The sequence below is a fragment of the Rhodovulum visakhapatnamense genome, from assembly GCF_004365965.1.
GTDB lineage: Bacteria > Pseudomonadota > Alphaproteobacteria > Rhodobacterales > Rhodobacteraceae > Rhodovulum > Rhodovulum visakhapatnamense.
In genome coordinates this window covers 67,757-87,688 of record NZ_SOEB01000012.1, presented here as the reverse complement: position 1 = coordinate 87,688, position 19,932 = coordinate 67,757, and the positions used below count along the sequence as shown (strand labels likewise).

The window sequence follows — 19,932 nt, the reverse complement described above, 5'->3', positions numbered from 1 at the left end:
ACCGTTATGGTCGGTGTCGTTGCCCCTTCGGCATGTGTTGCGTAGCACCGGGCAGGTTCCGCCCCCCTTTGACCCTCTTACGGATATTGCATGTCACTCATCTCCTTGACCCGGTCGCTGCCGTTCCGGTCCCCGCTCGATTGTCTTGCGGTGCTGGCCGCACTTGTCTGGCTGACCCCCGCCGCCCTTGCCCAGGAGCCCGCGACCGGCGGCGCGCCTCCGATGCAGGTCGGCGTGATCGAGATGCAGCGCCAGGAGGTGCCGCGCACCGTCACCCTGCCCGGCCGGGCCGTGGCCTTCGAGGATGTCGAGATCCGGCCCCGGGTCGACGGCGTCGTCGAAGAGGTGGCCTACAAACCCGGCCGCCCGCTGAAGGTGGGCGATCCGCTTTACCGGATCGACGATGCGGCCTACCGCGCCGAGGTCGCCGCCGACGCGGCCGATCTGGCCAAGGCCGAGGCCAATCTGCCGGTCGTGCAATCCGCCTATGAGCGGGCGCTCAAGCTGGAGGGCAACAACTATTCCGCCGCCCAGGTCGACGCCGCCCGGGCCGAACTGGAAGAGGCGAAGGCCACGCTCGACGCGGCCCAGGCCGCGCTCGACTATTCCCGCACCCAGCTGTCCTGGACCACGATCCGCAGCCCGATCGAGGGCGTGCCCGACATCTCGGCGGTGTCGGTCGGCGATCTGGTCACGGCGGCGCAAGGCGACGCGCTGACCACCGTCACCCGGCTTGACCCGATCTATGTCGACATGATCGAAACCAGCGCCCGGATCCTGTCGATCCGCGGCCAGATCGAGGCCGGAACGCTGAAGATGAACGACCGCCTCCGCGCCCGGCTGGTGCTGGAAACCGGCCAGAGCTACGAGGGCGAGGGTCAGCTGGTGACGCCGGGAACCAGCGTCGCGACCTCGACCGGGACCATGAGCGTGCGCTTTCGCTTCGACAATCCGCGGCGGCTGATCCTGCCCGGCATGTTCGTCCGGGGCGAGGTCACGCTGGGCTCGGTCGACGCCTTCCTGGTACCGCAGCGCGCGGCCCAGCGCGACAGTTCGGGCAAGCTGAACGCCTTCGTTCTGGCCGCCGACGGCACCGCGAGGAAAACCGCGCTGACCGAGATCGGCAGCACCGGCAACAGCTGGATCGTCGAGGACGGGATCGCGCCCGGGGACAAGCTGATCGTCGACGGGCTGAAATCGATGCGCGATGGCCAGAAGGTACGGCCGGTGACCGCCACGCTTGATGAAAACGGGCTGGTGCAGGACGCCGCCCCCGCGTCGTCCGGCGCGGAGGACTAGACCATGGCCGCCTTCTTCATCCGACGCCCGGTTTTCGCCTGGGTGCTGGCCATCGTCACCATGCTGGTGGGGGCCTTCGGCCTCGCGACGCTGCCGATTTCGCAATATCCCGACATCGCGCCGACGACCGTGCGGATCTCGGCCAGCTATACCGGCGCCTCGGCCGAAACCGTCGAGAATTCGGTGACCACCGTGATCGAGGACGGCATGACCGGGCTCGACGGGCTGACCTACATGACCTCGACCTCGTCGGAAGGCTCGGCCAGCGTGTCGCTGACCTTCGACGACACGGTCGATCCCGACATGGCGCAGGTGCAGGTTCAGAACAAGCTGCAGCTGGTGCAGTCGAAGCTGCCCGCCAGCGTCACCCAGCAGGGCGTGGCGGTCACCCGCTCGACCAGCTCGATCCTGATGGTGGGCGCGCTCGTGTCCGAGGATGGCAGCCTCAGTTCGGTGGAACTGGGCGATCTGCTAAGCTCGACGCTCGAAGACGCGGTGCAGCGGACCGAGGGCGTGGGGTCGATCAACGTCTTCGGCACGCAATATGCGATGCGCATCTGGCTCGATCCCGACCGGCTTTTCCAGTACCAGCTGACGCCCGCCGACGTGACCGGCGCCGTGGCCGAGCAGAACACCAATGTCACCGTCGGCTCGCTGGGCGCGCAGCCCGTGGTCGAGGGTCAGCAGATTACCGTGTCGCTGTCGGCCCAGTCGCAGCTCAGCTCGGTCGAGGACTTCCAGCGCATCCTGCTGAAGACCGAACCCGACGGATCCAGCGTCTATCTGGCCGATGTCGCCCGGATCGAGCTGGCCGAGGAAAGCTATGGCAGCTCCAGCCGCTTCAACGGCAAGCCCGCGGCGGGCTTTGGGGTCAACCTCGCGACCGGGGCCAATGCGGTCGAGACCGCCAGCCGGGTCCGCGCCACCATCGGCGGGCTGACGGCCTCGTTGCCCGAGGGCGTGGCGGTCGAATACCCCTATGACACCTCGCCTTTCGTCGAGCAGTCGATCGAGCAGGTCTATCACACCCTGGGCGAGGCCATCGTTCTGGTCTTTCTGGTGATCCTTCTCTTCCTGCAAAGCTGGCGCGCGACGCTGGTGCCGACCATCGCGGTGCCGGTCGTGCTGCTGGGCACCTTCGGGGTGCTGGCCGCGCTGGGCATGTCGATCAACACGCTCAGCATGTTCGCGCTGGTGCTGGCCATCGGGCTGCTGGTCGACGACGCCATCGTGGTGGTCGAGAACGTCGAGCGGGTCATGGCCGAAGAGGGTCTTGGACCCCGCGAAGCAACCGAAAAGAGCATGGCCGAGATTTCGGGCGCGCTCATTGGCATCGTGGTGGTACTGTCGGCGGTGTTCCTGCCGATGGCCTTCATGTCGGGCTCGACCGGGGTGATCTACCGGCAGTTCTCGGTGACGATCATCTCGGCGATGGTGCTGTCGCTGCTGGTCGCGCTGATCCTGACGCCCGCCATGTGCGCGACCCTGCTGAGGCCCGGAGACGGCCATGCGCAGCTGGCACCGCTGCGCTGGTTCAATGCCGGGCTCGACCGGCTGACCGGCGGCTATGGCGGCAGCGTGGCGCGGTTTTCCCGGCGGCCGTTCCGCATGCTGATCGTGCTGGCCGCAGTCGGGATCGGCGCCGGGCTCGTCTATCGCGAGGTCCCCTCGTCCTTCCTGCCGACGGAGGATCAGGGGGTGCTGATGGCGACCATCGAGCTGCCCCAGCACGCCACCACCGCCCAGACCGAAGAGGCGGTCGCGGCGCTGGAAAACCACATGCTGACCGCCACCGGCGGCGCGGTCGACTCGGTCTTCTCGGCGGTCGGCTTCAGCTTCGGCGGCAGCGGCCAGAACGCGGCGATGATGTTCGTCAAGCTCCGCGACTATGCCGACCGGCCCGGGCTTGACGCCGAGACGCTGAGCACCCGGACCAACGGCGCCTTCTTCCAGAACCGCTTCGGGCAGATCTACGTGATGCAACCGCCCGCGATCCCGGGCATGGGTACCTCGTCGGGCTTTACCATGTATCTGGTCGATCAGGCCGGGACCGGGCAAGAGGCGCTGAAGGCCGCGGCCGACCGGCTGGTGGCCGCCGCGACCGCCGATGGCCGCGTCACCAACCTGCGCGGCAATGACGACGCCACCAAGCCCTCGCTCCGGCTCGATATCGACCAGCAGAAGGCCGAGGCGCTGGGCGTGTCGCTGTCCGACGTCAACGGGATGCTGGCGACGGTCTTTGCCGGGACCTATGTCAACGACTTCCCGCTGGGCAACGACCTGCGCGAGGTGATCGTGCAGGGCGACGCGCGCTGGCGGATGCAGCCCGAGGATATCGACGCCTGGTATGTGCGCAATTCCGGCGGCGAGATGGTCCCGCTTTCGGCCTTCGTGACCCGGGTGTGGGACTCGGTGACGCCCTCGCTCGACCGCTATGGCGGCACCCGGGCGATGGAACTCTCGGGCGCCCCGGCACAGGGGATCAGTTCGGGCGACGCAATGGAAACGATGGAAGAGCTCGTCTCAGGCGCGGACGGCGGCTACGGCGTCGCCTGGACCGGGCTGTCCTATCAGGAACGGCTGTCGGGCAATCAGGAGCCGCTGCTTTATTCGCTGTCGGCCCTGGTGGTGTTTCTCGCGCTCGCCGCCCTTTACGAAAGCTGGACGGTGCCCTTCGCGGTGATGCTGTCGGTGCCGGTCGGGATGCTGGGGGCGCTTTTGGCGACCTGGCTGCTGGGTCAGTCGAACGACGTCTATTTCAAGGTCGGCCTGCTGACGACCATCGGTCTGGCGGCGCGGAACGCGATCCTGATCGTCGAATTCGCCGAGACCCTCCGGCGGCAGGGCCAGGCGCTGGTCGAGGCGACGGTCACCGCCGCCCGACAGAGGCTGCGGCCGATCCTGATGACCTCGCTTGCCTTCGGCTTCGGCATCCTGCCGCTGGCGCTGGCCAGCGGCGCCGGAGCCAATGCGCAGAACTCGATCGGCATCGGCATGCTCGGCGGCATCGTCTTCTCGGCGCTGTTCGGCATCGTGATGGTGCCGGTCTTCTACGTTGCCGTTCTGACCGCCGTCGCCCGGCTGCGCCCGCAGCCGTCGCGCCCCGCGCCCGACGAGGCCCGGGGCTAAGGCCGCAGACCGCGTCCCGCCCGGCCGAGAAAGGGCCGGGCGGGCGCAGCGCCCTCTGCGGCCCGGGAGCCGTTATGTAGATTTTTCTTATATTGCAAAAGACCTTGCCGCGTCCGATCAAGATGGTCCGGCAGCAGGCCGGACGCGCCGGTCCAGCGGGCCGGCCCATCGGGACAGGAATGACAAGATGAAACTCAGCGCACGCAACATCCTTACCGGGACCGTAACCGCGGTCGAAACCGGGACCGTCACCACCCATGTCAAGATCGACGTCGGCGGCGGGGCCATCGTCACTGCCTCGATCACCAACGAGGCCGCCACCGATCTGGATCTGAGGGTCGGCGACAAGGCCAGCGCCATCATCAAGTCGACCGACGTTCTGGTCGGCAAGGACTGATCCGCCGGGTTGGGGGGAGGGACGGCCCTGCCCCCGGCCCGCACCCGCGCGGCCTTCGCCCCCGAACGCCAAGCTGTTCGATCCCAGGGTTTGGTGGCGTGGTCCTATCGAAGGAATGGAAGGATGCCCTATGGGGCAAGTTCGTCACGGAAACGCCGCGACCACGTACGCGGTCAGAGCAGCGATACAGCGATCGCAAGCGTCGCTCGCGACGCTGAGCCGGGACCTGCGGAGTGGGGAGGATCGGAAAACGATCCGGTGAATCGTTTTCCCGACGACCCCCGAGACGGTTGCGAACCGGCGCAAACGGCAGACGGTCGATGATCGCAAGACCGGCCCTAAGAGGCCACGTTCGACGGTTCCGTCTGAGGCCGAGGAGGCGGCCATCGTCGCGTTTCGGCGCCACACGCTGCTGCCGCTTGACGACGGCCTCCGTGCCCTGCAGCCGTCCATCCCGCATCTGACACGCTCTGCACTGCAGTGCTGCCTGCAGCGCTGAGCCATTGCGGCGCCATTGGTTCAAACCCGATGGCGAATGCCTCTCGCGCCTGCCGGACGTCGAGGGCGACAAGCCGAAGCGGTCGGCGTTCAAACGCTGCCCTGACCAACCCCAACCATCCCGGGAGTTCGGAGGATCGGAAAACAGTCCGGGGGGACTGTTTTTCCAGGGCGGCGGACAGGTCGAACGGATGCACCGCACGATCAGGGAGGGTGAAGCGGATCAGGCGAGGCACCAGTGGCGCGTCTTCCCGCTGAACGTCAATCGGGACCATCACGACAGCCACGACCAGCTCCGCCCCCACCTCGCGGACTTGATGGCAGCCTACAGCTTCGCGCGCCGCCTCAAGACCATCGACGGGCTCACGCCCTGCGAATACATCTGCAAGATCCGGACATCAGAGCCGGACAGATTCATCTTGAACCCGATCCACGAGATGCCGGGACTGAACACCTAATGCTCGGGACAGGGCCGCCCGCCATAATCGGGCTTGAGGTCGATCAGCGGCGTCCCGTCGATGCAATCGAGCCCCCGCACCAGTAGCACATCGCCCTCGCGCCCCAGAAGCGCGACCACCGAACAGGCCACCGGATTGGGCCGGTTGGGCGAGCGCAGTGCGAAGGTGCCGATGGTCTCGCCGTCATTGCGCGGGCTCTGGCGCACCAGATCGCGCCGCGCCCCGTCCATCCAGTACAGAAGCAGCAGGTTCTCCTTGCGCTCGATCCCGGCCAGCGCCTCGCGCCAGCGCGGGTCGATCTCGATCCGGCAGACCGGGCCAGCGGTGCGGTCGCCCTGACGCGGACAATCGCGCGGCGACGTCCAGGGGGTCCTGAGCCGCCCGACGAACCACACTGTCGCATCGCCGGTCTGCGGCAGCGGGGCGCAGACCTCGCCCGCCCGGATCTCGGCCATGACCTTTTCCATGCATCTTCCTTTCGCGCCTGGCCGCGCGCTGGCGGCGAAGGGGATCGCCGCCATGTTTGCCACTTATATAACGGCTGGCAAGAGGCCGCGCTGACGCGGCCCTGGCCCGAAGGTCCGGCGCCCGGCAGCAGGGCACAGCGCCGGGCACTCGGCGGTGGCAGATCGGGCGGCTTCGCGCTAAGACGGGGCGATGTCTGCGAAAGGAGCGAGACGGCAATGCCGGTTGGAGTGCGCAGCGCGCTGACGCTGGAACGGCCCGGGGCGCGGATGGGCGCCGACCGGGTGGCGCTTCTGGCCGCGGTCGGCCGGACCGGGTCGATCTCGGCCGCGGCGCGCGAGGTGGGCCTGTCCTACAAGGCCGCCTGGGACGGAGTGCAGGCGATGAACAACATCTTCGCAAGCCCCCTGGTCAGCGCCGCCCCCGGCGGGCGCGCGGGCGGCGGCGCGGCGCTGACCCCGGCCGGCGAGAAGGTCATCGCCGCCTTCACCGCGATCCAGGAAGGGCTGGAACGGGTGGTCGCCTCGCTCGACAACCAGATCGACCTCGACCCCGGCGACATTCTCTGGAGCCTGATGATGAAGACCTCGGCCCGCAACACCTACCGCGCCACCGTGACCTCGGTGACCGAAAGCCCGGTCAGCGCCGAGGTGCAGATGGATATCGGCGGCGGCCAGACGCTGGCCTCGGTCATCACCGGCCACAGCGCCGCCGAGATGGGGCTGGCCCCCGGCATCGAGATCTTCGCACTGGTCAAGTCGAGCTTCGTGATCCTCGCGAAGGGGCACGAGCTTGGCCCGATGTCGGTCCGCAACCGTCTGACCGGCACCGTCACCGGGCGCACCGACGGGCCGGTGAACAGCGAGATCGTGCTGGATCTCGGAAGCGACAAGACGCTGGTTGCGACGATCACCCGCGAAAGCGCCGAGGCGCTGAAACTGGCCCCCGGCGACGCCGCGACCGCGCTGATCAAGTCGAGCCATGTGATCCTGGCCCTGCCCTAGCAGGCTACCGAAAAAAGGTCTGAGGCGCACGCCTTTCGCTTCGCTCGTCAGGTCCAGACGCGCCACGTTTTCATCAGCTCGACGAGAGAGCCCGAAAAGTGACGCTCCTTGGCGTCGAAAACGCGATCCTCGGAGTTTTCAGCGGCCAGCTAAGCCCCGGAGGCGCCTCAGACCCGGGCGCAGATCCCGGCCCGGCACCAGTCCAGCACCGCCGCCCGCTCGGGCACAAGCCGGTCGGCCACGCCACCGGTGAAATCGGTCCAGGCCGCGGTGCAATCGGGTTTGACCGCGACCAGCACCGGCACCTGCCGCTCGCAGGCGCGTTCGATCACCGAGCGAAACCCGTGCCCCTCGACCTCGGCCTTGCCGAAGCGCGGCAGGATCAGCAGATCGGGCCCGGTCTCAAGCGCGGCCAGCGCGGCACAGGCCGCCTCGGCCAGCCCCTGCGGGTCGAGCTTGCAGCCCTGCGACCCCGGCCCCAGATCCTGCGAGATCGAAAAGACTCCGCCGCCGGTCAGATCCTCGACCGCCATACCGCCTTCCGGGGCGCGGCCCTGACGGAACCCGGCGACACGGACGCCCTCGGCGCGCAGGGCCGCCACGACCTTCGCCAGCAGCGCGTCGATGGCCAGGTCTTCCACAAGCGGGATCGCGGCAACCCGGTACGGGGCATCGTCGCTGGTCTCGGTCATCTCTGCAACTCTCCCGGATATCGCTATGCACTAAGGTTACATAGCGCATTCCCGGCGGCTCAATGCCGCAGAACGGATTGAACCACGGGTCGCGACGTTTCGCCACGCAACGGCGCGTCGAAGGGACCGAAATGCCCAAAACCGCGCCGTCCCTGCATCGCAGGGCGGTTTCCTTGTGCGTCTTCGGTCGTGGAAGACCGAATCCGTTCTTGCATGTGCGGCACGAATTCGTATGTACGCGAAGACTGATAAAAATCGTCGGATATTCGCCGCGGCACCGCCCGGCGGACCGGAAAGCCAGATCGCCCGTCCCAGGACGCGCTGTCCAGCCATGTGACACGCAGAATTGGGGACAACGCATGAACCGGACCTCTCGAGGCCTGCTGCTTCTGGGCGCCTGCTGGGCAGGCAGCGCCGCTTTCGGCCAGGATACCAACCAGACCTATCTCGGCACCCTGCGGATCGAGGGGGCCGAAGCCCAGGATCTTCTGGGCAATACCGAGGTCACCGCCGAGGACCTGGAAAACCGCAACCCGTCCAGCGTGAAGGACGTCTTTCAGGGCGAGGCCTCGGTGACGGTGGGGGGCGGCGCGGCGATTGCGCAAAAGGTCTTCGTGAACGGGATCGAGGAAAGCCTGCTGTCGGTCACCATCGACGGCGCGCGCCAGAACAAGGGCGCCTTCCACCATACCGGCAACGTGCTGATCGACCCGGAATTGCTGAAACGGGTCGAGGTGACCAAGGGCCTTGCCCCGGCCGATGGCGGCCCCGGCGGTCTGGCCGGGTCCATCGCCTACGAGACCAAGGATGCCCGCGATCTGCTGGAGCCGGGCAAGAGTTTCGGCGGCATCGCCAGCATCGGCACGTCAACCAACGGCACCGACCTGCGCAGCGCGCTGACGGTCTTCGGCCAGCAGGGCGGGCTTGACTACCTGCTGAGCGGCACGCGCGAGATCGGCAGCGAGTACGAGGATGGCGACGGCACCACCATGAGCGGGACCGAGCCCGACCTGAGCTCCTACACCGCCAAGCTGGGCTTCACCTCGCAATCGGGCAAGCGGCTGACCTTCAGCGCCTCGGAAACCGAGGACGAGGGGCGCCGGGCGGCGCAGCTGGGCGGCAACGGGCTTTACTTCATCCGGCCCGATTTCGCCGGGCTGACCTCGGGCGACAGCGTGATGGTCGACGGCTATGCCCGGCGCAGCTCGTTCACGCTCAGCTATACCGACGAGGCCCCCGAGGGCTGGTTCGCGCCCAAGCTGCAACTGTCCTATAACGAGCAGGAGGTCGACGTCATCGGAGCCTGGGGGCTCAATACCAGCCTCAGCGGCAGCGCCAGCAACGAATGGCAGATCGGCACCGGCACCCTGACCGCCGGGCTCGACTTCTTCGACGAGACCGCCAAGGGGCGCGGGCGCGGCACCGCCCCTTATGACAGCCGGGGCAAGGAGAGCATGACCAATATCGGCCTCTTCGCCCAGGCGCGCCAGGACCTGACCGACAGGGTCTCGGTCTCCTACGGGCTGCGCTATGACATGCAGGAGTTCGACGCCGCCGACGGACAGGAGTTCGACGGCAGCGGGCTCAGCGCCAATGCCTCGGTCGATGTGGTACTGACCGAACGGCTGACGCTGAATGCCGGGATCGCCTCGACCTGGGGCGGCTACGAGCTGGGCGAGGCGGCGCTGGTCAATTTCGGCGGCGACTGGACCTATGACGGCTTCACCACCTCGCGCAGCAAGGCAAGCCGCCTGGGCCTGCGCTATGAGACCGGTCCCTGGGCGGTCAGCGGCGCGGTCTTCTATACCGGGATCGACGATCTCAACGCGGTGCTGCCCACCGGCGCCGACCGCGGCGCGCGGGCCGATGTCAGCTCGCGCGGGGTCGAGGGGTCGATCGGCTGGCAGGGCAGCGACGGCTTCGCCCGGCTGAACTACACCTATGCCGATGTCAAACTCGACGGCGACACCGTCGGCACCACGTCCTATTACTATGGCCGCCCGGTCGGGCATATCATCGCGCTGGAAGGCGGGCTGGACCTGACGCCCGCCTGGCGGCTGGGCGGATCGGCGGAAATCGCCCTTAAGAACACCGACACGCCGACCGACCTTCCGGGCTATGAGGTGCTGAACCTTCACGCGACCTATGCCCCCGCGCGGATGAACGGGGTCGAAATCCGGTTCGACATCCGCAACCTGCTGGACGAGACCTATGCCAGCCGCAGCTCGGACGGGATCGACTTCAGCCGGGTGGTCGCGCTGAACGAGCCGGGACGGACCTTCGGGGTCAGCGCCCGCTGGCGGTTCTGACACCGGACGGGGCGGGGCATGGCCGGACCGATGGGTCCCTGCAAGGCCGTGCCCCGGACCGGCCGACGGCACGGTTCAGGCCGCCTTGCCACCCCGCCAGTCCATCTTCTCGAAGCCTTCGCGAAAGGCAAAGCGCGCCAGATGGCTGTCGACGATGTTGCGGGCAAGTTCCAACGCTGCGGGATCGGCCCCGCTGACCGTCACGGTCAGCAGCCCGTCACTGGCCTCGAGGCTGGCCTCGCCCGGGGGCAGCGCCACCCGACCCAGATCGGTGTCGTACTCGACCGCGACCTTATGGGCGAAATGCTTGCAGAGCTGCTGAAGATAGCTGCTCGCCTTGGGGGTGGAAAAGACGCCGGTATCGTGAAGAAGGGTCATGTTACATTCCTGACTTTTTCTGTCGATTTAGGTCTTGCCCCGGCCGAGGGCAAGGCGCTATCCGGGCCTGACCGGTCACGGCACCGCTACCCGAAAAGATCCCCGGACACCGCCAGCGCACCGCCAGTCAGCGGTCGCCCCCATCGCAGGAAAGGACACATCATGCTGAGCCGCAGTCTGGCTTCGCTGGCCCTGGCGCTTTGCCTCGGCCTGCCGGCAGCCGCCCGCACGGTCACCGTCGAGACCGCCACCGGCCCGGCCGAGCTGACCGCCGACCCCGCCCGGGTGGCGGTGATGGACATCGCGGCGCTCGATACGCTGGACGCGCTGGGGGTCGACGTCGCGGGCGTGCCCGAGCCGCATTACCTGCCCTATCTCGACGCCACCGCCAGCCGCGCGACCCGGATCGGGACGCTCTTCGAGCCCGATTTCGAGGCCCTCGCGATCCTCGATCCCGACCTGATCGTGGTCGGCAGCCGGTCCTCGGGGCAGGCCGCGGCGCTGGCGCGGATCGCGCCAACCATCGACATGACCGTGACCGGTCAGGACATGCTGGCCGAGACCCGCGCCCGGCTGCGGGCCTATGGCCGCCTCTTCGGCCGCGAGACCGAGGCCGCAGCCCTCGAGGCCGCGCTCGACGCCCGGATCGCCGCCGCCCGCGCAGCCGTCGCGGGCAAGGGCGACGCGCTGATCGTGCTGACCAATGGCGGCAAGATCTCGGCCTATGGGCGCGACAGCCGCTTCGGCTGGCTGCACACCGCCTTGGGCCTGCCCGAGGCGCATCCCGATCTGGGCGCCACAACCCATGGCGAGGCGATCTCGTTCGAATTCGTGGCCGAGACCGACCCCGACTGGATCCTCGCCATCGACCGCGGCGCGGCCATCGGCGCCAGCGGCGAAGCGGCGGCGGCGACGCTTGACAACGTGCTGGTCCGGGGCACCGAGGCCGCACGGGCCGGGCAGATCGTCTATCTGGACAGCGGGCCGCTTTATATCGCGGGCGGCGGCGTTCAGTCGATGATGCACACGCTCGACGAAATCGTCGCGGCCTTTTCCGCCGACCGCCCATGACGGCCGGGCTGAGGCTCTGGCTGGGGCTCGGCACCGCGCTTGCGGCGCTGGCGGGGCTGAGCCTCTGCATCGGCGCGGCCTCTCTTTTCTCGGGCGATCTCGGGACCGGCTGGCTGATCGCGGTCAGCCGCTTCCCACGCACGGCGGCAGCCCTTCTGGCCGGGATGGGGCTGGCGCTGGCGGGCGTGGTGATCCAGCAGACGGTGCAGAACCGGCTGGTCGAGCCCGCCCTGACCGGCACCCCCGAGGCGGCGATGCTTGGCCTTCTGGGCGTCACCCTGATCGCGCCGGGCGCCGCGCCCGTCTGGAAGATGGCGGCCGCGACGGCTTCGGCGCTGATCGGAACGGCGGGGTTTTTGGCGCTCGCCCGCCGCATCCCGCGCCAGGACCCGATGCTGTTGCCGCTGGTCGGCCTGATCTATGGCGGCATCCTCGGCTCGGCCGGGCTGTGGCTGGCCTGGACGACCGATCTTGTCCAGTATCTGGGGATCTGGCGGCTCGGCGAGTTCTCGGGCGTGGTGCAGGGCCGCTACGAGCTGCTTTGGGGCATCGCGGCGCTGGCGCTTCTGGTCTATGCGGCGGCCGACCGGATCACCCTTCTGGGTCTGGGCGAGACCCAGGCGCGCAGCCTCGGGCTGAACTATGCCCAGACCCGCACGCTGGGTCTGGTGGCGGTCGCGGCGATCACCGCGCTGGTGATCGTGACGGTCGGCGCCCTGCCCTTCGTCGGGCTGGTGGCACCCAACCTCGTGTCGCGCTGGCGCGGCGACAACCTGCGCGCCAACCTGCCGCTGGTCGCGGCCGGGGGCGCCGGCATGGTTCTGGCCGCCGACATCCTCGGCCGGGTGCTGCGGGAGCCCTACGAGATCCCGGCCGCCACCGTCTTCGGCGTCTTCGGCGCGGGCGTCTTTCTGTGGCTGCTTTATGCCGCCCCGGGACCGGCGCGCAATGGCTGAGACCGCCGGGACCTTTCCCCGCCCCGCCCGCAGGCTCTGGGCCTTGGCCGGGCTGCTGGCGGCGCTGTCGCTGCTGTTCCTGTTCTGGCATCTGCGCGGCCCGACCGGCTTCATCCTGTCGCTGCGCGCGACCCGGCTGGCCGCGTTGATCCTTGTGGGCGCGGCCACCGGCATGGCGACGGTGCTGTTCCAGACCGTCGCCGCGAACCGGCTTCTGACCCCCGGGATCGTCGGGATCGACGCGCTGTTCATCTTCCTGCAGACCGCGCTGGTCGCGACGCTGGGCGGGCTTGGCTATGCGCTCTTGCCCGAGTTCGGCCGGTTCCTGGCCGAAACCGCGCTGCTGACGCTGGCCGCGACCGCGCTGTTCGGCCTGTTGCTGCGGCGGGGCGCGGGCGACGTGACGCGGATGATCCTGACCGGGGTGATCCTCGGTGTCCTGCTGCGCGGCCTGGCCGAGCTGGCCCAGCGGATGCTGGACCCCTCCGAATTCGCCGTGGTCCAGCAGGCGATGTTTGCCAGCTTCGGATCCGTGCCGACCGGCGCGCTCTGGATGGCCGCCGTCGTTCTGGTCGGGGCGGGCGCGCTGGCCATCGCCATGGCACCCGCGCTCGACGTGGCGGCGCTGGGTCGGCCGACGGCGCGCGGGCTTGGCCTTGCCCATGACCGGCTGGCGGTCGCGGCCCTGATGCTGGTCGCGGCGATGGTCGCGGTCGCGACCGCGCTGGTCGGGCCGGTGACCTTTCTGGGCCTCATCGCCGCGGCGCTGGGCCGGGTGCTGGCGGGCACCTACCGCCATGCGGTCCTGCTGCCCGCGGCCGGGCTGTCGGGCGCCGCGATCCTCGTCGCCGGGCAGTTCGTGTTCGAGCGGCTTCTGGGCCTGCACTCGACGCTGGCCGTGCTGGTGGAATTCTTCGGCGGGCTGCTGTTCCTCGCCCTCGTCCTGAACAGGAGATCCGCATGATCGAAGTCCGATCGCTGTCCTACGCTGCCGGTGCCACGCCGATCCTGCACGAGGTCGGGCTGGACCTCGCGCCGCGCGGCATCACCGCGCTGATCGGGCCGAACGGCGCGGGCAAATCGACCTTGCTGCACTGCATCGCGGGGCTCGCGCGACCCGGCGCGGGAACCGTGCGGATCGACGGGCTCGACCCTTTCGCGGTGCCCGACCGGCGGCGCGCGCGGCAGGTGGCGCTGTTGCAGCAATCGCCCACGGTCGCAAGCCGGTTGCGGGTGGCCGAGCTGGTGGGCTTCGGCCGCTGGCCGCATCATGCCGGGCGGCCCGGCCCCGAGGATGCCCGCGTCGTCGCCGAAGCGCTGACCGCCTTCGAGCTCGACGCGCTGGCCGCGCGGCCTCTCGACACCCTGTCGGGCGGCCAGCGCCAGCGCGCGATGGTGGCCATGGCCTATGCCCAGGCGACGCCCTGGCTGCTGCTTGACGAGCCGCTGAACGCGCTCGACCCGCGCCACGCGCGCGACCTGATGGCCCGGCTGCACGACCTGTCGCGCCCCGGCCCCGACGGCCGTGCGGTCGTCGTTGTTCTGCATGACATCAACGCCGCCGCGCTTTGGGCCGACCGGGTGGTGGCGATGAAGGACGGCCGGGTGATCGCCTCGGCCGGGGCCGACGAGGTGCTGCGCGCCGAGATCCTCGAAGAGGTCTTCGACACCCGCTTCGAGATCGTCCCCCATCGCGGGCGCCAGCTGGTCGTGACCCTCTGAACCGTGGCCTGTGCGGCGGCCCGTCCTACCGCCCCTCGATCCGGATCGAAAAGCTGCGCTGGGCCCCCGGCGGCGGCGGCGGGAAGGGGGCCGCACGCTGGACGATCCGGAGCGCCGCCTGATCGAGCGCGGCCGAGCTCGAGCTGCGGGCCACCGAGGCCGAGGCAAGGCTGCCATCGGCCCCGAGGCGGAAGGCCACCACGGCAGCGCCGCGCGCGCGGATGCGGGGTTTCGGCACCCGCGACAGCGCCCGCATCACCAGCCCCGGATAGTTCGAGGCCGCGGCATTCCCGGACTCGGCGGTCGCGCCGCCCCGGCCGCTGGTGGCAGCCTGTGCCCGATCGGTGCCCGCCGCCTGACCGGCGCGGGCATTGCGGTCGGCATTGCCCCGGGGCGCGGCCTGACGCTGAGGCTCGGGTTCGGGCTCGGCCTTCACCGTCTCGGGCGGCGGCGGCTCGGCGGCCTTCGGCTTGGGCTGTTCGGCGGCCTGCGGCGCAGGGCGCTGCGGCTGCGGCGCGGCCTCGGGTAGCGGGCGCAGGGCCTCGGCGGACGCGGGCTGCACCGCCTCGACCGGGTCGGGCAGCCGGGCCGCGACCGGCTCGGGCGGGGCTGCGGCCTCGACAACGGTTTCGGCGCTTTCGGCGGTCAGCCGCCCCGCCGCCATGTCGGCGAAACTGGCGCCGACCGCCGCCTCGACGGCACCCGCGCGGCCCTCCATCCGGGTTTCGGTCTGCGGCACCAGCACCAAAGCCAGCGCCCCATGGGCGCCAAGCGCGAGGCCCAGCGCCAGAACCTTGCCCGCGCGGGAGGACGGGATCATCGCAGCCCCCGTTCGGTCACGATCACGACCCGCCCGGCTCCGGCCGCGCGCAGCGCGCGCGCCAGCGCCACCAGATCGGCGGCGGGCGCCTCACGATCCGGGATAACCCGCACCGTAGCGCCCGTATCGGCCCCTGCATCGGGGTCGAGCGCCTCGACAAAGGCCTCGGGCGTGATCTCGGCGCCCTGCCGGGTGATCCGTCCGTCGGCATGCAGCACCAGCGCATCGGCCGGGCCGGCCCCCTCCAGCCCTTCGGTATCGACGAGCTTCAGCGTCGCGTCGAGCGGCGCGGCCAGCGTGCCCGCGACCAGAAAGAAGATCAGCAGCAGAAAGACGATGTTGATCAGCGCGATGGTCGGTTCGCGCGGCGCGCGTCGGGATTTCGCGGTCATGACGCCCCCAGAACGGTCACGCGGAGGCCAGGCACCGCGCGCAGCACCACCAGCAGATCGGTCAGCCGCTGGGCGCTGACCGCGCCCTGCAGCGCCACCAGCACCGGCTGCGCGTCCTCCGCCGGACCCTCGGCCGGAGCCCCGGCAAGGGTGTCGGCCAGAGCCTCAAGCGGCATGTCGCGGCCGTTCATCCGCAGCCCTTCGGGGTCGAGCTGCAGGAAAAGCGGTTTCGTATCGGGCATGGCCACAGCCCCGCCGGGCGCTGCGGCCGAGAGGTCGATCTCGGCAAAGCGGGTGAAGGTCGAACTCAGCATGAAGAAGAGCAGCAGCAAGAAGATCACGTCGACGAGCGGCGTAAGCGACAAGGGCCGCCGTCGCCTACGCATGGATCGCCCCGGCCCGCGCTGCCGCCTCGGCGCCTGCAAGCGGCGCGCCTTGCGGCCGGGACGGGGCCAGCACGGTGTGGATCGCGGTATCGGCCAGCACCCGCTCGGCCTCCATCCGGCTTTCGAACCAGCTCAGGATCAGCGCGGTCGGCATCGCGACCGCCAGCCCCACAGCCGTCGTCAGCAGCGCCACCCAGATGCCCCCCGCCAGGATCGACGGATCAACCTGCGTGCCCGCCGCCTGCAGCGCCTGAAACGCCGCGATCATGCCCAGAACCGTGCCGAAGAGACCCAGCAGCGGCGAGAGCTGCGCCACCGAATCGAGCAGGCGGAAGCCGCGTTCCAGCCGCGCGAAGCGGGCCTCGGCCTCGGCGCCCAGCCGCTCGGGATCCGTCTGCCCCGACATGGCAAGCTCGATCACCGGGCGCAGATAGCTGCGCGATCTGCCCAGCGCGGCGCGCGCCAGTCCCCGGTCGCCGCCATCCCAGGCGACCACCGCCTCGGCGAGCGCCCGGTGCCGGCCCACACCCGCCGCCGCGAATTGCCAGAGCTTGTAGATCACCACCGCCACCGTCAGCACCGAGACCCCGATCAGGATCAGCACGACCGGACCGCCCAGATCGGCGATCCGGCGCAAGAGTTCGACCGCCGCCCCGATCATCCGATCAGCTCCACATCGGTGCGGGTGCTGAGATCGAGCCCCTCGGTGCAAGCCGCCTCGCCCAGCGCCCCCGCCTCGCAGGCGCTGGTGCCGTTGATGAGGATCTGCCCCAGATCGTCGCAGGCGAGCCCCGGGATCGAGAATTGCCGCACCCGCGGCCGCCCGGAGGGCAGGTCGCCGAAATCGAACAGGGTCAGCCGCTCGACCTGCCCCGCGCGGTCGATCAGCACGGTTTCGAATACCGCGCGCTCGATTGCGGCGGGGTGCCCGTTCCGGGCCATGAAGCTGATCAGGCAGCCGGTCTCGGCGGGCGCGACAGCGTTCAGCTCGATCGCGAGATGCGGCCCGGACTCCTCGGCCCAAGCGCCCTGCGCCAGCACGAAAACACAGGCCGCGGCAGCGGCTCCAAGGTGAGATATGCCCATCGCGCGTTCCATTCCCTGCGATCCATCGGTCAATCTGTCCTCTGGCGGCGGGACTTGGTCCTCGCATCTGGCTGGAACGATCGCGCGCAAAGAACCACAGCGGCGCGGCCGGTGCAATACCTGACTAAAACGTTATGGTCGCACTTGGACCGCAGCCGCCGCCCGGCCCGGCCGCCCGAAGCCGCCGGAAACCGTTGCCTGCGGCCCGGATTCGGCGCCAAATGGCAGGGCATCCCCTGAGCGTCCGGATCCATGCCGCACAAGACACTCGTTCTGCTTCTGGCGCTGTCGCTGATGTCCTGCGGCCCGTCGTCGCCGGGGCGCCAGACCCCGCGCGCCGCGACGGCCGAGCCGCACCGCGCCGCCCCCTTGCGCCTTGCCGCAGCGGAGCGGCCGCGCTTTGACGATCACGATCCGCATGACTGGACCGGCGCCGGACCCCGCGCCTATCCGGTGCACGGCATCGACGTCTCACGCTGGCAAGGCGCCATCGACTGGCCGAAACTGCGCAAGGCAGGCGTGTCCTTCGTCTATGTGAAGGCGACCGAAGGGATGGAGGACAGCGACCCGATGTTCCGGGCGCACTGGACGGGCGCGGGCCGGGCGGGTGTCGCACGCGCGGCCTATCACCATTTCTATTTCTGCGCCCGGGCCGACCGGCAGGCGCGCTGGTTCATCGCCAATGTGCCCCGAAGTGCGGACGGGCTGCCGCATATGCTGGACATGGAGTGGAACCCGTTTTCGCCGACCTGTCGGCTCAGGCCCGATGCCGCCACCGTCCGCGCCGAGGCCGCGACCTTCCTCGATATCGTCGAGCGGCATTACGGCCGACGGCCGGTCATCTATACCACGGTCGACTTCGCCCGCGACACCGGCATCACCCGGCTGCCGGGCACGGGCTTCTGGCTGCGCTCGGTCGCCGGGCCGCCCGAGACGACCTATCCGGGCACGCCCTGGACCTTCTGGCAATATACCGGGACCGGGCGGATCGACGGGGTGGCCGGGCCGGTCGATATCAACGTCTTTCGCGGGTCGGAAGCGGCCTGGCAGGTCTGGGACGGACAGGGGCTGCCCTAGGTGTTTGATCCCGCGCTTTGATGGTGCGATCCCTTCGAAGGAATGGAAGGAGGCCCTATCGGACAAGTTCGTCACGGAAGCGCCACGACCACGTGCGCGGTCAGAGCAGCGATACAGCGATCGCAAGCGTCGCTCGCGACGCTGAGCCGGGACCTGCGGAGCGAGGAGGATCGGAAAACGATCCGGTGAATCGTTTTCCCGACGACCCCCAAGACGGTTGCGAAGTGGCGCAAACATCAGACGGTCGATGATCGCAAGACCGCCCTTAGGCTCCGGACCCATTGAGTTTCAGAGCCAGAACATGACGGTTGCTGCGAGGGCGATAGCGGAGAAGAAGGTTTCCGGGCATCTGTCGTATCGGGTGGCGACGCGCCTCCAGTCCCTCAGCCGGCCGAACATGATCTCGATGCGGTTGCGGCGCTTGTACCTCCGCTTGTCGTATCTGACGGCTGTCTTGCGAGACGTCCGGCCGGGGATGCAGACCTTCATCCCCTTGTCTTTCAACGCATCTCGCAGCCAGTCCGCATCGTAGCCCCGGTCGGCCAGCAACCAGCCCGCCTTCGGCAGGCTGCCCAGCAGCGCCGCCGCGCCGGTGTCGTCGCTGACCTGTCCAGCGGACGGGAAAACCCGATCGGTCGACCCTTCGCATCGGCGACGGCATGCAGTTTGGTGTTCATGCCCCCCTTGGTCCGGCCGATCCGGCGTCCGCGCCCCCCTTTTTCACCCGCGGGCTCGAGGCCGTGCGGTGCGCCTTCAGATACTTGCGCAGGCTCACTCGAACGCATGGCGTTCGCCTGCTCACTTCGATCATGATCGTCTTGTGCTCGGCCCGTTCCGCGGCCAGGCCCGTCATGATCCGGGCGAAGACACCATGTTCGTGGCTTCTCTCGAACCAGCGGCGTTCAGCCACTCACCTCCAACGCTTCCAGCGGTTGTGGAGCGTCTTGGCCGGACCGTATTCCCAGGGTGCGTCGCACCACCGCAAGCCATTGCGGTTGATAAAGATAATGCTGATCCGCACGCGCCGGTCATCGACCCTCGACTGACCATGGCTTTGACGCTGTCGCTTCTGTCGGCGCGCGGGCCGAACCTGCTGGCGCCTGGCGACGACGCCGCGGGGCTTGGCATTCGGGTGGCGCGGATCGCCGCAGCCGGGCGCGCCACCCGCAGCCGCATCGCCGTGGGGCTTGGCGCGCTCCCGTGCGCAGGTATGGCGCCGGTCCTGATCTCGGGTCCGGCGCTGACCCCGCCGTTGGAGTTGCTGCGGGTTCTCGCGGGCGGCGATGTGCCCGGCGCAAGCTTCGCCGTGCGCGAGCTGCGCCTGCCCCGCGCCGTTCTGGCGACGCTGGCCGGGATGGGCTTCGGGCTCGACCTGGGGCCAGCCGACGATCCTGTCGCCGGGCCGGCACCGGATGCAGGCCAGCGCGCGACGCGCCCGGCGTCAGAAGAACCGGCCCTCCGCGCAAACCGGCCCCCGGATAGACCGACCTTGCGCAAACGGCCTCACGCAAAACGAAAGGCCGCCCTTTGCGGTGCGGCCCCGGTCTGACCCTTGCCGGAGAAACCTCCGGAGGCGGCTAGATCACTTGATCTTGCCTTCCTTGTATTCGACGTGCTGACGCACGACGGGGTCGTATTTCTTGACCACCATCTTCTCGGTCATGGTGCGGGCGTTCTTCTTGGTCACGTAGAAATGGCCGGTGCCCGCGGTCGAGTTCAGGCGGATCTTGATGGTTGTCGGCTTCGCCATGTCTCATCTCCGTCGCGCGGGCGGCGTTCCGCCCGTGAATTCC

20 protein-coding genes and 3 pseudogenes are annotated in these 19,932 nt (G+C 69.2%); 13 read left to right on the top strand and 10 right to left on the bottom strand.

The genetic code is table 11. The features are described 5' to 3' along the window. The first annotated feature begins 90 nt into the window (after positions 1 to 90). The 4 genes and pseudogenes from EV657_RS12245 to EV657_RS12230 all read left to right on the top strand — a co-directional run bounded on the left by EV657_RS12245 (position 91) and on the right by EV657_RS12230 (position 5,781). Positions 91 to 1,299: an efflux RND transporter periplasmic adaptor subunit gene (locus EV657_RS12245; protein WP_134078037.1), complete on the top strand. Its 1,209-nt coding sequence runs from the start codon at positions 91 to 93 to the stop codon at positions 1,297 to 1,299. Between the two features lie 3 nt (positions 1,300 to 1,302). Then, a complete protein-coding gene (locus EV657_RS12240; protein WP_134078036.1) occupies positions 1,303 to 4,428 on the top strand; it encodes an efflux RND transporter permease subunit in 3,126 nt (1,041 codons plus the stop codon). Between the two features lie 187 nt (positions 4,429 to 4,615). Continuing rightward, positions 4,616 to 4,825, top strand: coding sequence for a TOBE domain-containing protein (locus EV657_RS12235; protein WP_075786134.1), 210 nt, complete (start codon positions 4,616 to 4,618; stop codon positions 4,823 to 4,825). 130 nt (positions 4,826 to 4,955) lie between these two features. Then, a pseudogene (locus EV657_RS12230) lies at positions 4,956 to 5,781 on the top strand (transposase family protein). Here the strand turns inward: EV657_RS12230 and EV657_RS12225 are convergent. Next, positions 5,778 to 6,248, bottom strand: a complete 471-nt coding sequence (locus EV657_RS12225; RefSeq protein WP_134078034.1) for an SAM-dependent methyltransferase — start codon at positions 6,246 to 6,248, stop codon at positions 5,778 to 5,780. The pseudogene EV657_RS12230 and the gene EV657_RS12225 overlap by 4 nt on opposite strands. Before the next feature lie 216 nt (positions 6,249 to 6,464). Between EV657_RS12225 and EV657_RS12220 the strand changes: the two genes are divergently transcribed. After that, entirely contained in the window at positions 6,465 to 7,250 is a 786-nt protein-coding gene (locus EV657_RS12220) for a TOBE domain-containing protein (RefSeq protein WP_075785470.1), read from the top strand. Positions 7,251 to 7,417: 167 nt separating this feature from the next. Here EV657_RS12220 and EV657_RS12215 read toward each other — a convergent pair whose 3' ends face one another. Then, positions 7,418 to 7,942 (bottom strand): DUF2478 domain-containing protein, encoded by a 525-nt coding sequence (locus EV657_RS12215; RefSeq protein WP_134078033.1) that lies wholly within the window; start codon positions 7,940 to 7,942, stop codon positions 7,418 to 7,420. 359 nt (positions 7,943 to 8,301) lie between these two features. On the opposite strand from EV657_RS12215, the gene EV657_RS12210 reads away from it, so the two are divergent. After that, positions 8,302 to 10,251 (top strand): TonB-dependent receptor, encoded by a 1,950-nt coding sequence (locus tag EV657_RS12210; protein ID WP_113669274.1) that lies wholly within the window; start codon positions 8,302 to 8,304, stop codon positions 10,249 to 10,251. A gap of 75 nt (positions 10,252 to 10,326) precedes the next feature. On the opposite strand, the gene EV657_RS12205 is transcribed toward EV657_RS12210, so the two are convergent. Next, positions 10,327 to 10,629 carry a DUF2218 domain-containing protein gene (locus EV657_RS12205; RefSeq protein WP_134078031.1) on the bottom strand — a complete coding sequence of 101 codons (303 nt, stop codon included), beginning with the start codon at positions 10,627 to 10,629 and terminating at the stop codon, positions 10,327 to 10,329. Positions 10,630 to 10,791: 162 nt separating this feature from the next. Between EV657_RS12205 and EV657_RS12200 the strand changes: the two genes are divergently transcribed. From EV657_RS12200 to EV657_RS12185, 4 genes are read left to right on the top strand one after another with little or no spacing between them, the layout of a single operon-like run. Further along, a complete protein-coding gene (locus EV657_RS12200; protein WP_134078030.1) occupies positions 10,792 to 11,700 on the top strand; it encodes a siderophore ABC transporter substrate-binding protein in 909 nt (302 codons plus the stop codon). Then, positions 11,697 to 12,656 (top strand): ABC transporter permease, encoded by a 960-nt coding sequence (locus EV657_RS12195; protein ID WP_134078028.1) that lies wholly within the window; start codon positions 11,697 to 11,699, stop codon positions 12,654 to 12,656. Before EV657_RS12200 ends, EV657_RS12195 begins: the two co-directional genes overlap by 4 nt. Then, complete coding sequence (locus tag EV657_RS12190) at positions 12,649 to 13,620, top strand: iron chelate uptake ABC transporter family permease subunit (protein ID WP_134078027.1); 972 nt, start codon at positions 12,649 to 12,651, stop codon at positions 13,618 to 13,620. Before EV657_RS12195 ends, EV657_RS12190 begins: the two co-directional genes overlap by 8 nt. Continuing rightward, positions 13,617 to 14,378 carry an ATP-binding cassette domain-containing protein gene (locus EV657_RS12185; protein ID WP_134078025.1) on the top strand — a complete coding sequence of 254 codons (762 nt, stop codon included), beginning with the start codon at positions 13,617 to 13,619 and terminating at the stop codon, positions 14,376 to 14,378. Before EV657_RS12190 ends, EV657_RS12185 begins: the two co-directional genes overlap by 4 nt. A gap of 25 nt (positions 14,379 to 14,403) precedes the next feature. Here EV657_RS12185 and EV657_RS12180 read toward each other — a convergent pair whose 3' ends face one another. The 5 genes from EV657_RS12180 to EV657_RS12160 are packed head-to-tail and all read right to left on the bottom strand — an operon-like array spanning position 14,404 to position 17,095. Next, complete coding sequence (locus tag EV657_RS12180) at positions 14,404 to 15,198, bottom strand: TonB family protein (protein ID WP_113669279.1); 795 nt, start codon at positions 15,196 to 15,198, stop codon at positions 14,404 to 14,406. Further along, on the bottom strand, positions 15,195 to 15,590 hold the full coding sequence (locus tag EV657_RS12175; RefSeq protein ID WP_075785462.1) for an ExbD/TolR family protein: 396 nt from the start codon (positions 15,588 to 15,590) through the stop codon (positions 15,195 to 15,197). Before EV657_RS12175 ends, EV657_RS12180 begins: the two co-directional genes overlap by 4 nt. Then, entirely contained in the window at positions 15,587 to 15,955 is a 369-nt protein-coding gene (locus EV657_RS12170; RefSeq protein ID WP_341800928.1) for an ExbD/TolR family protein, read from the bottom strand. Before EV657_RS12170 ends, EV657_RS12175 begins: the two co-directional genes overlap by 4 nt. A 13-nt stretch (positions 15,956 to 15,968) precedes the next feature. Then, on the bottom strand, positions 15,969 to 16,637 hold the full coding sequence (locus EV657_RS12165) for a MotA/TolQ/ExbB proton channel family protein (RefSeq protein ID WP_075785460.1): 669 nt from the start codon (positions 16,635 to 16,637) through the stop codon (positions 15,969 to 15,971). Then, positions 16,634 to 17,095, bottom strand: coding sequence for a hypothetical protein (locus tag EV657_RS12160; RefSeq protein WP_243837578.1), 462 nt, complete (start codon positions 17,093 to 17,095; stop codon positions 16,634 to 16,636). The genes EV657_RS12165 and EV657_RS12160 overlap by 4 nt, the downstream gene beginning before the upstream one ends. A 219-nt stretch (positions 17,096 to 17,314) precedes the next feature. On the opposite strand from EV657_RS12160, the gene EV657_RS12155 reads away from it, so the two are divergent. After that, positions 17,315 to 18,139 (top strand): GH25 family lysozyme, encoded by an 825-nt coding sequence (locus EV657_RS12155; RefSeq protein ID WP_113669282.1) that lies wholly within the window; start codon positions 17,315 to 17,317, stop codon positions 18,137 to 18,139. A 57-nt stretch (positions 18,140 to 18,196) separates the two neighbouring features. Further along, positions 18,197 to 18,400, top strand: a pseudogene (locus EV657_RS22730) (hypothetical protein); the annotation flags it as partial. Between the two features lie 27 nt (positions 18,401 to 18,427). Here EV657_RS22730 and EV657_RS12145 read toward each other — a convergent pair. Then, a pseudogene (locus EV657_RS12145) lies at positions 18,428 to 19,196 on the bottom strand (IS5 family transposase); the annotation flags it as partial. On the opposite strand from EV657_RS12145, the gene EV657_RS22195 reads away from it, so the two are divergent. Continuing rightward, positions 19,188 to 19,688, top strand: a complete 501-nt coding sequence (locus EV657_RS22195) for a hypothetical protein (RefSeq protein WP_243837577.1) — start codon at positions 19,188 to 19,190, stop codon at positions 19,686 to 19,688. The pseudogene EV657_RS12145 and the gene EV657_RS22195 sit on opposite strands and share 9 nt — an antisense overlap. Positions 19,689 to 19,721: 33 nt before the next feature. Here EV657_RS22195 and rpmG read toward each other — a convergent pair whose 3' ends face one another. Continuing rightward, positions 19,722 to 19,889, bottom strand: a complete 168-nt coding sequence (gene rpmG, locus EV657_RS12135; protein ID WP_042459900.1) for a 50S ribosomal protein L33 — start codon at positions 19,887 to 19,889, stop codon at positions 19,722 to 19,724. Positions 19,890 to 19,932: the final 43 nt, after the last annotated feature.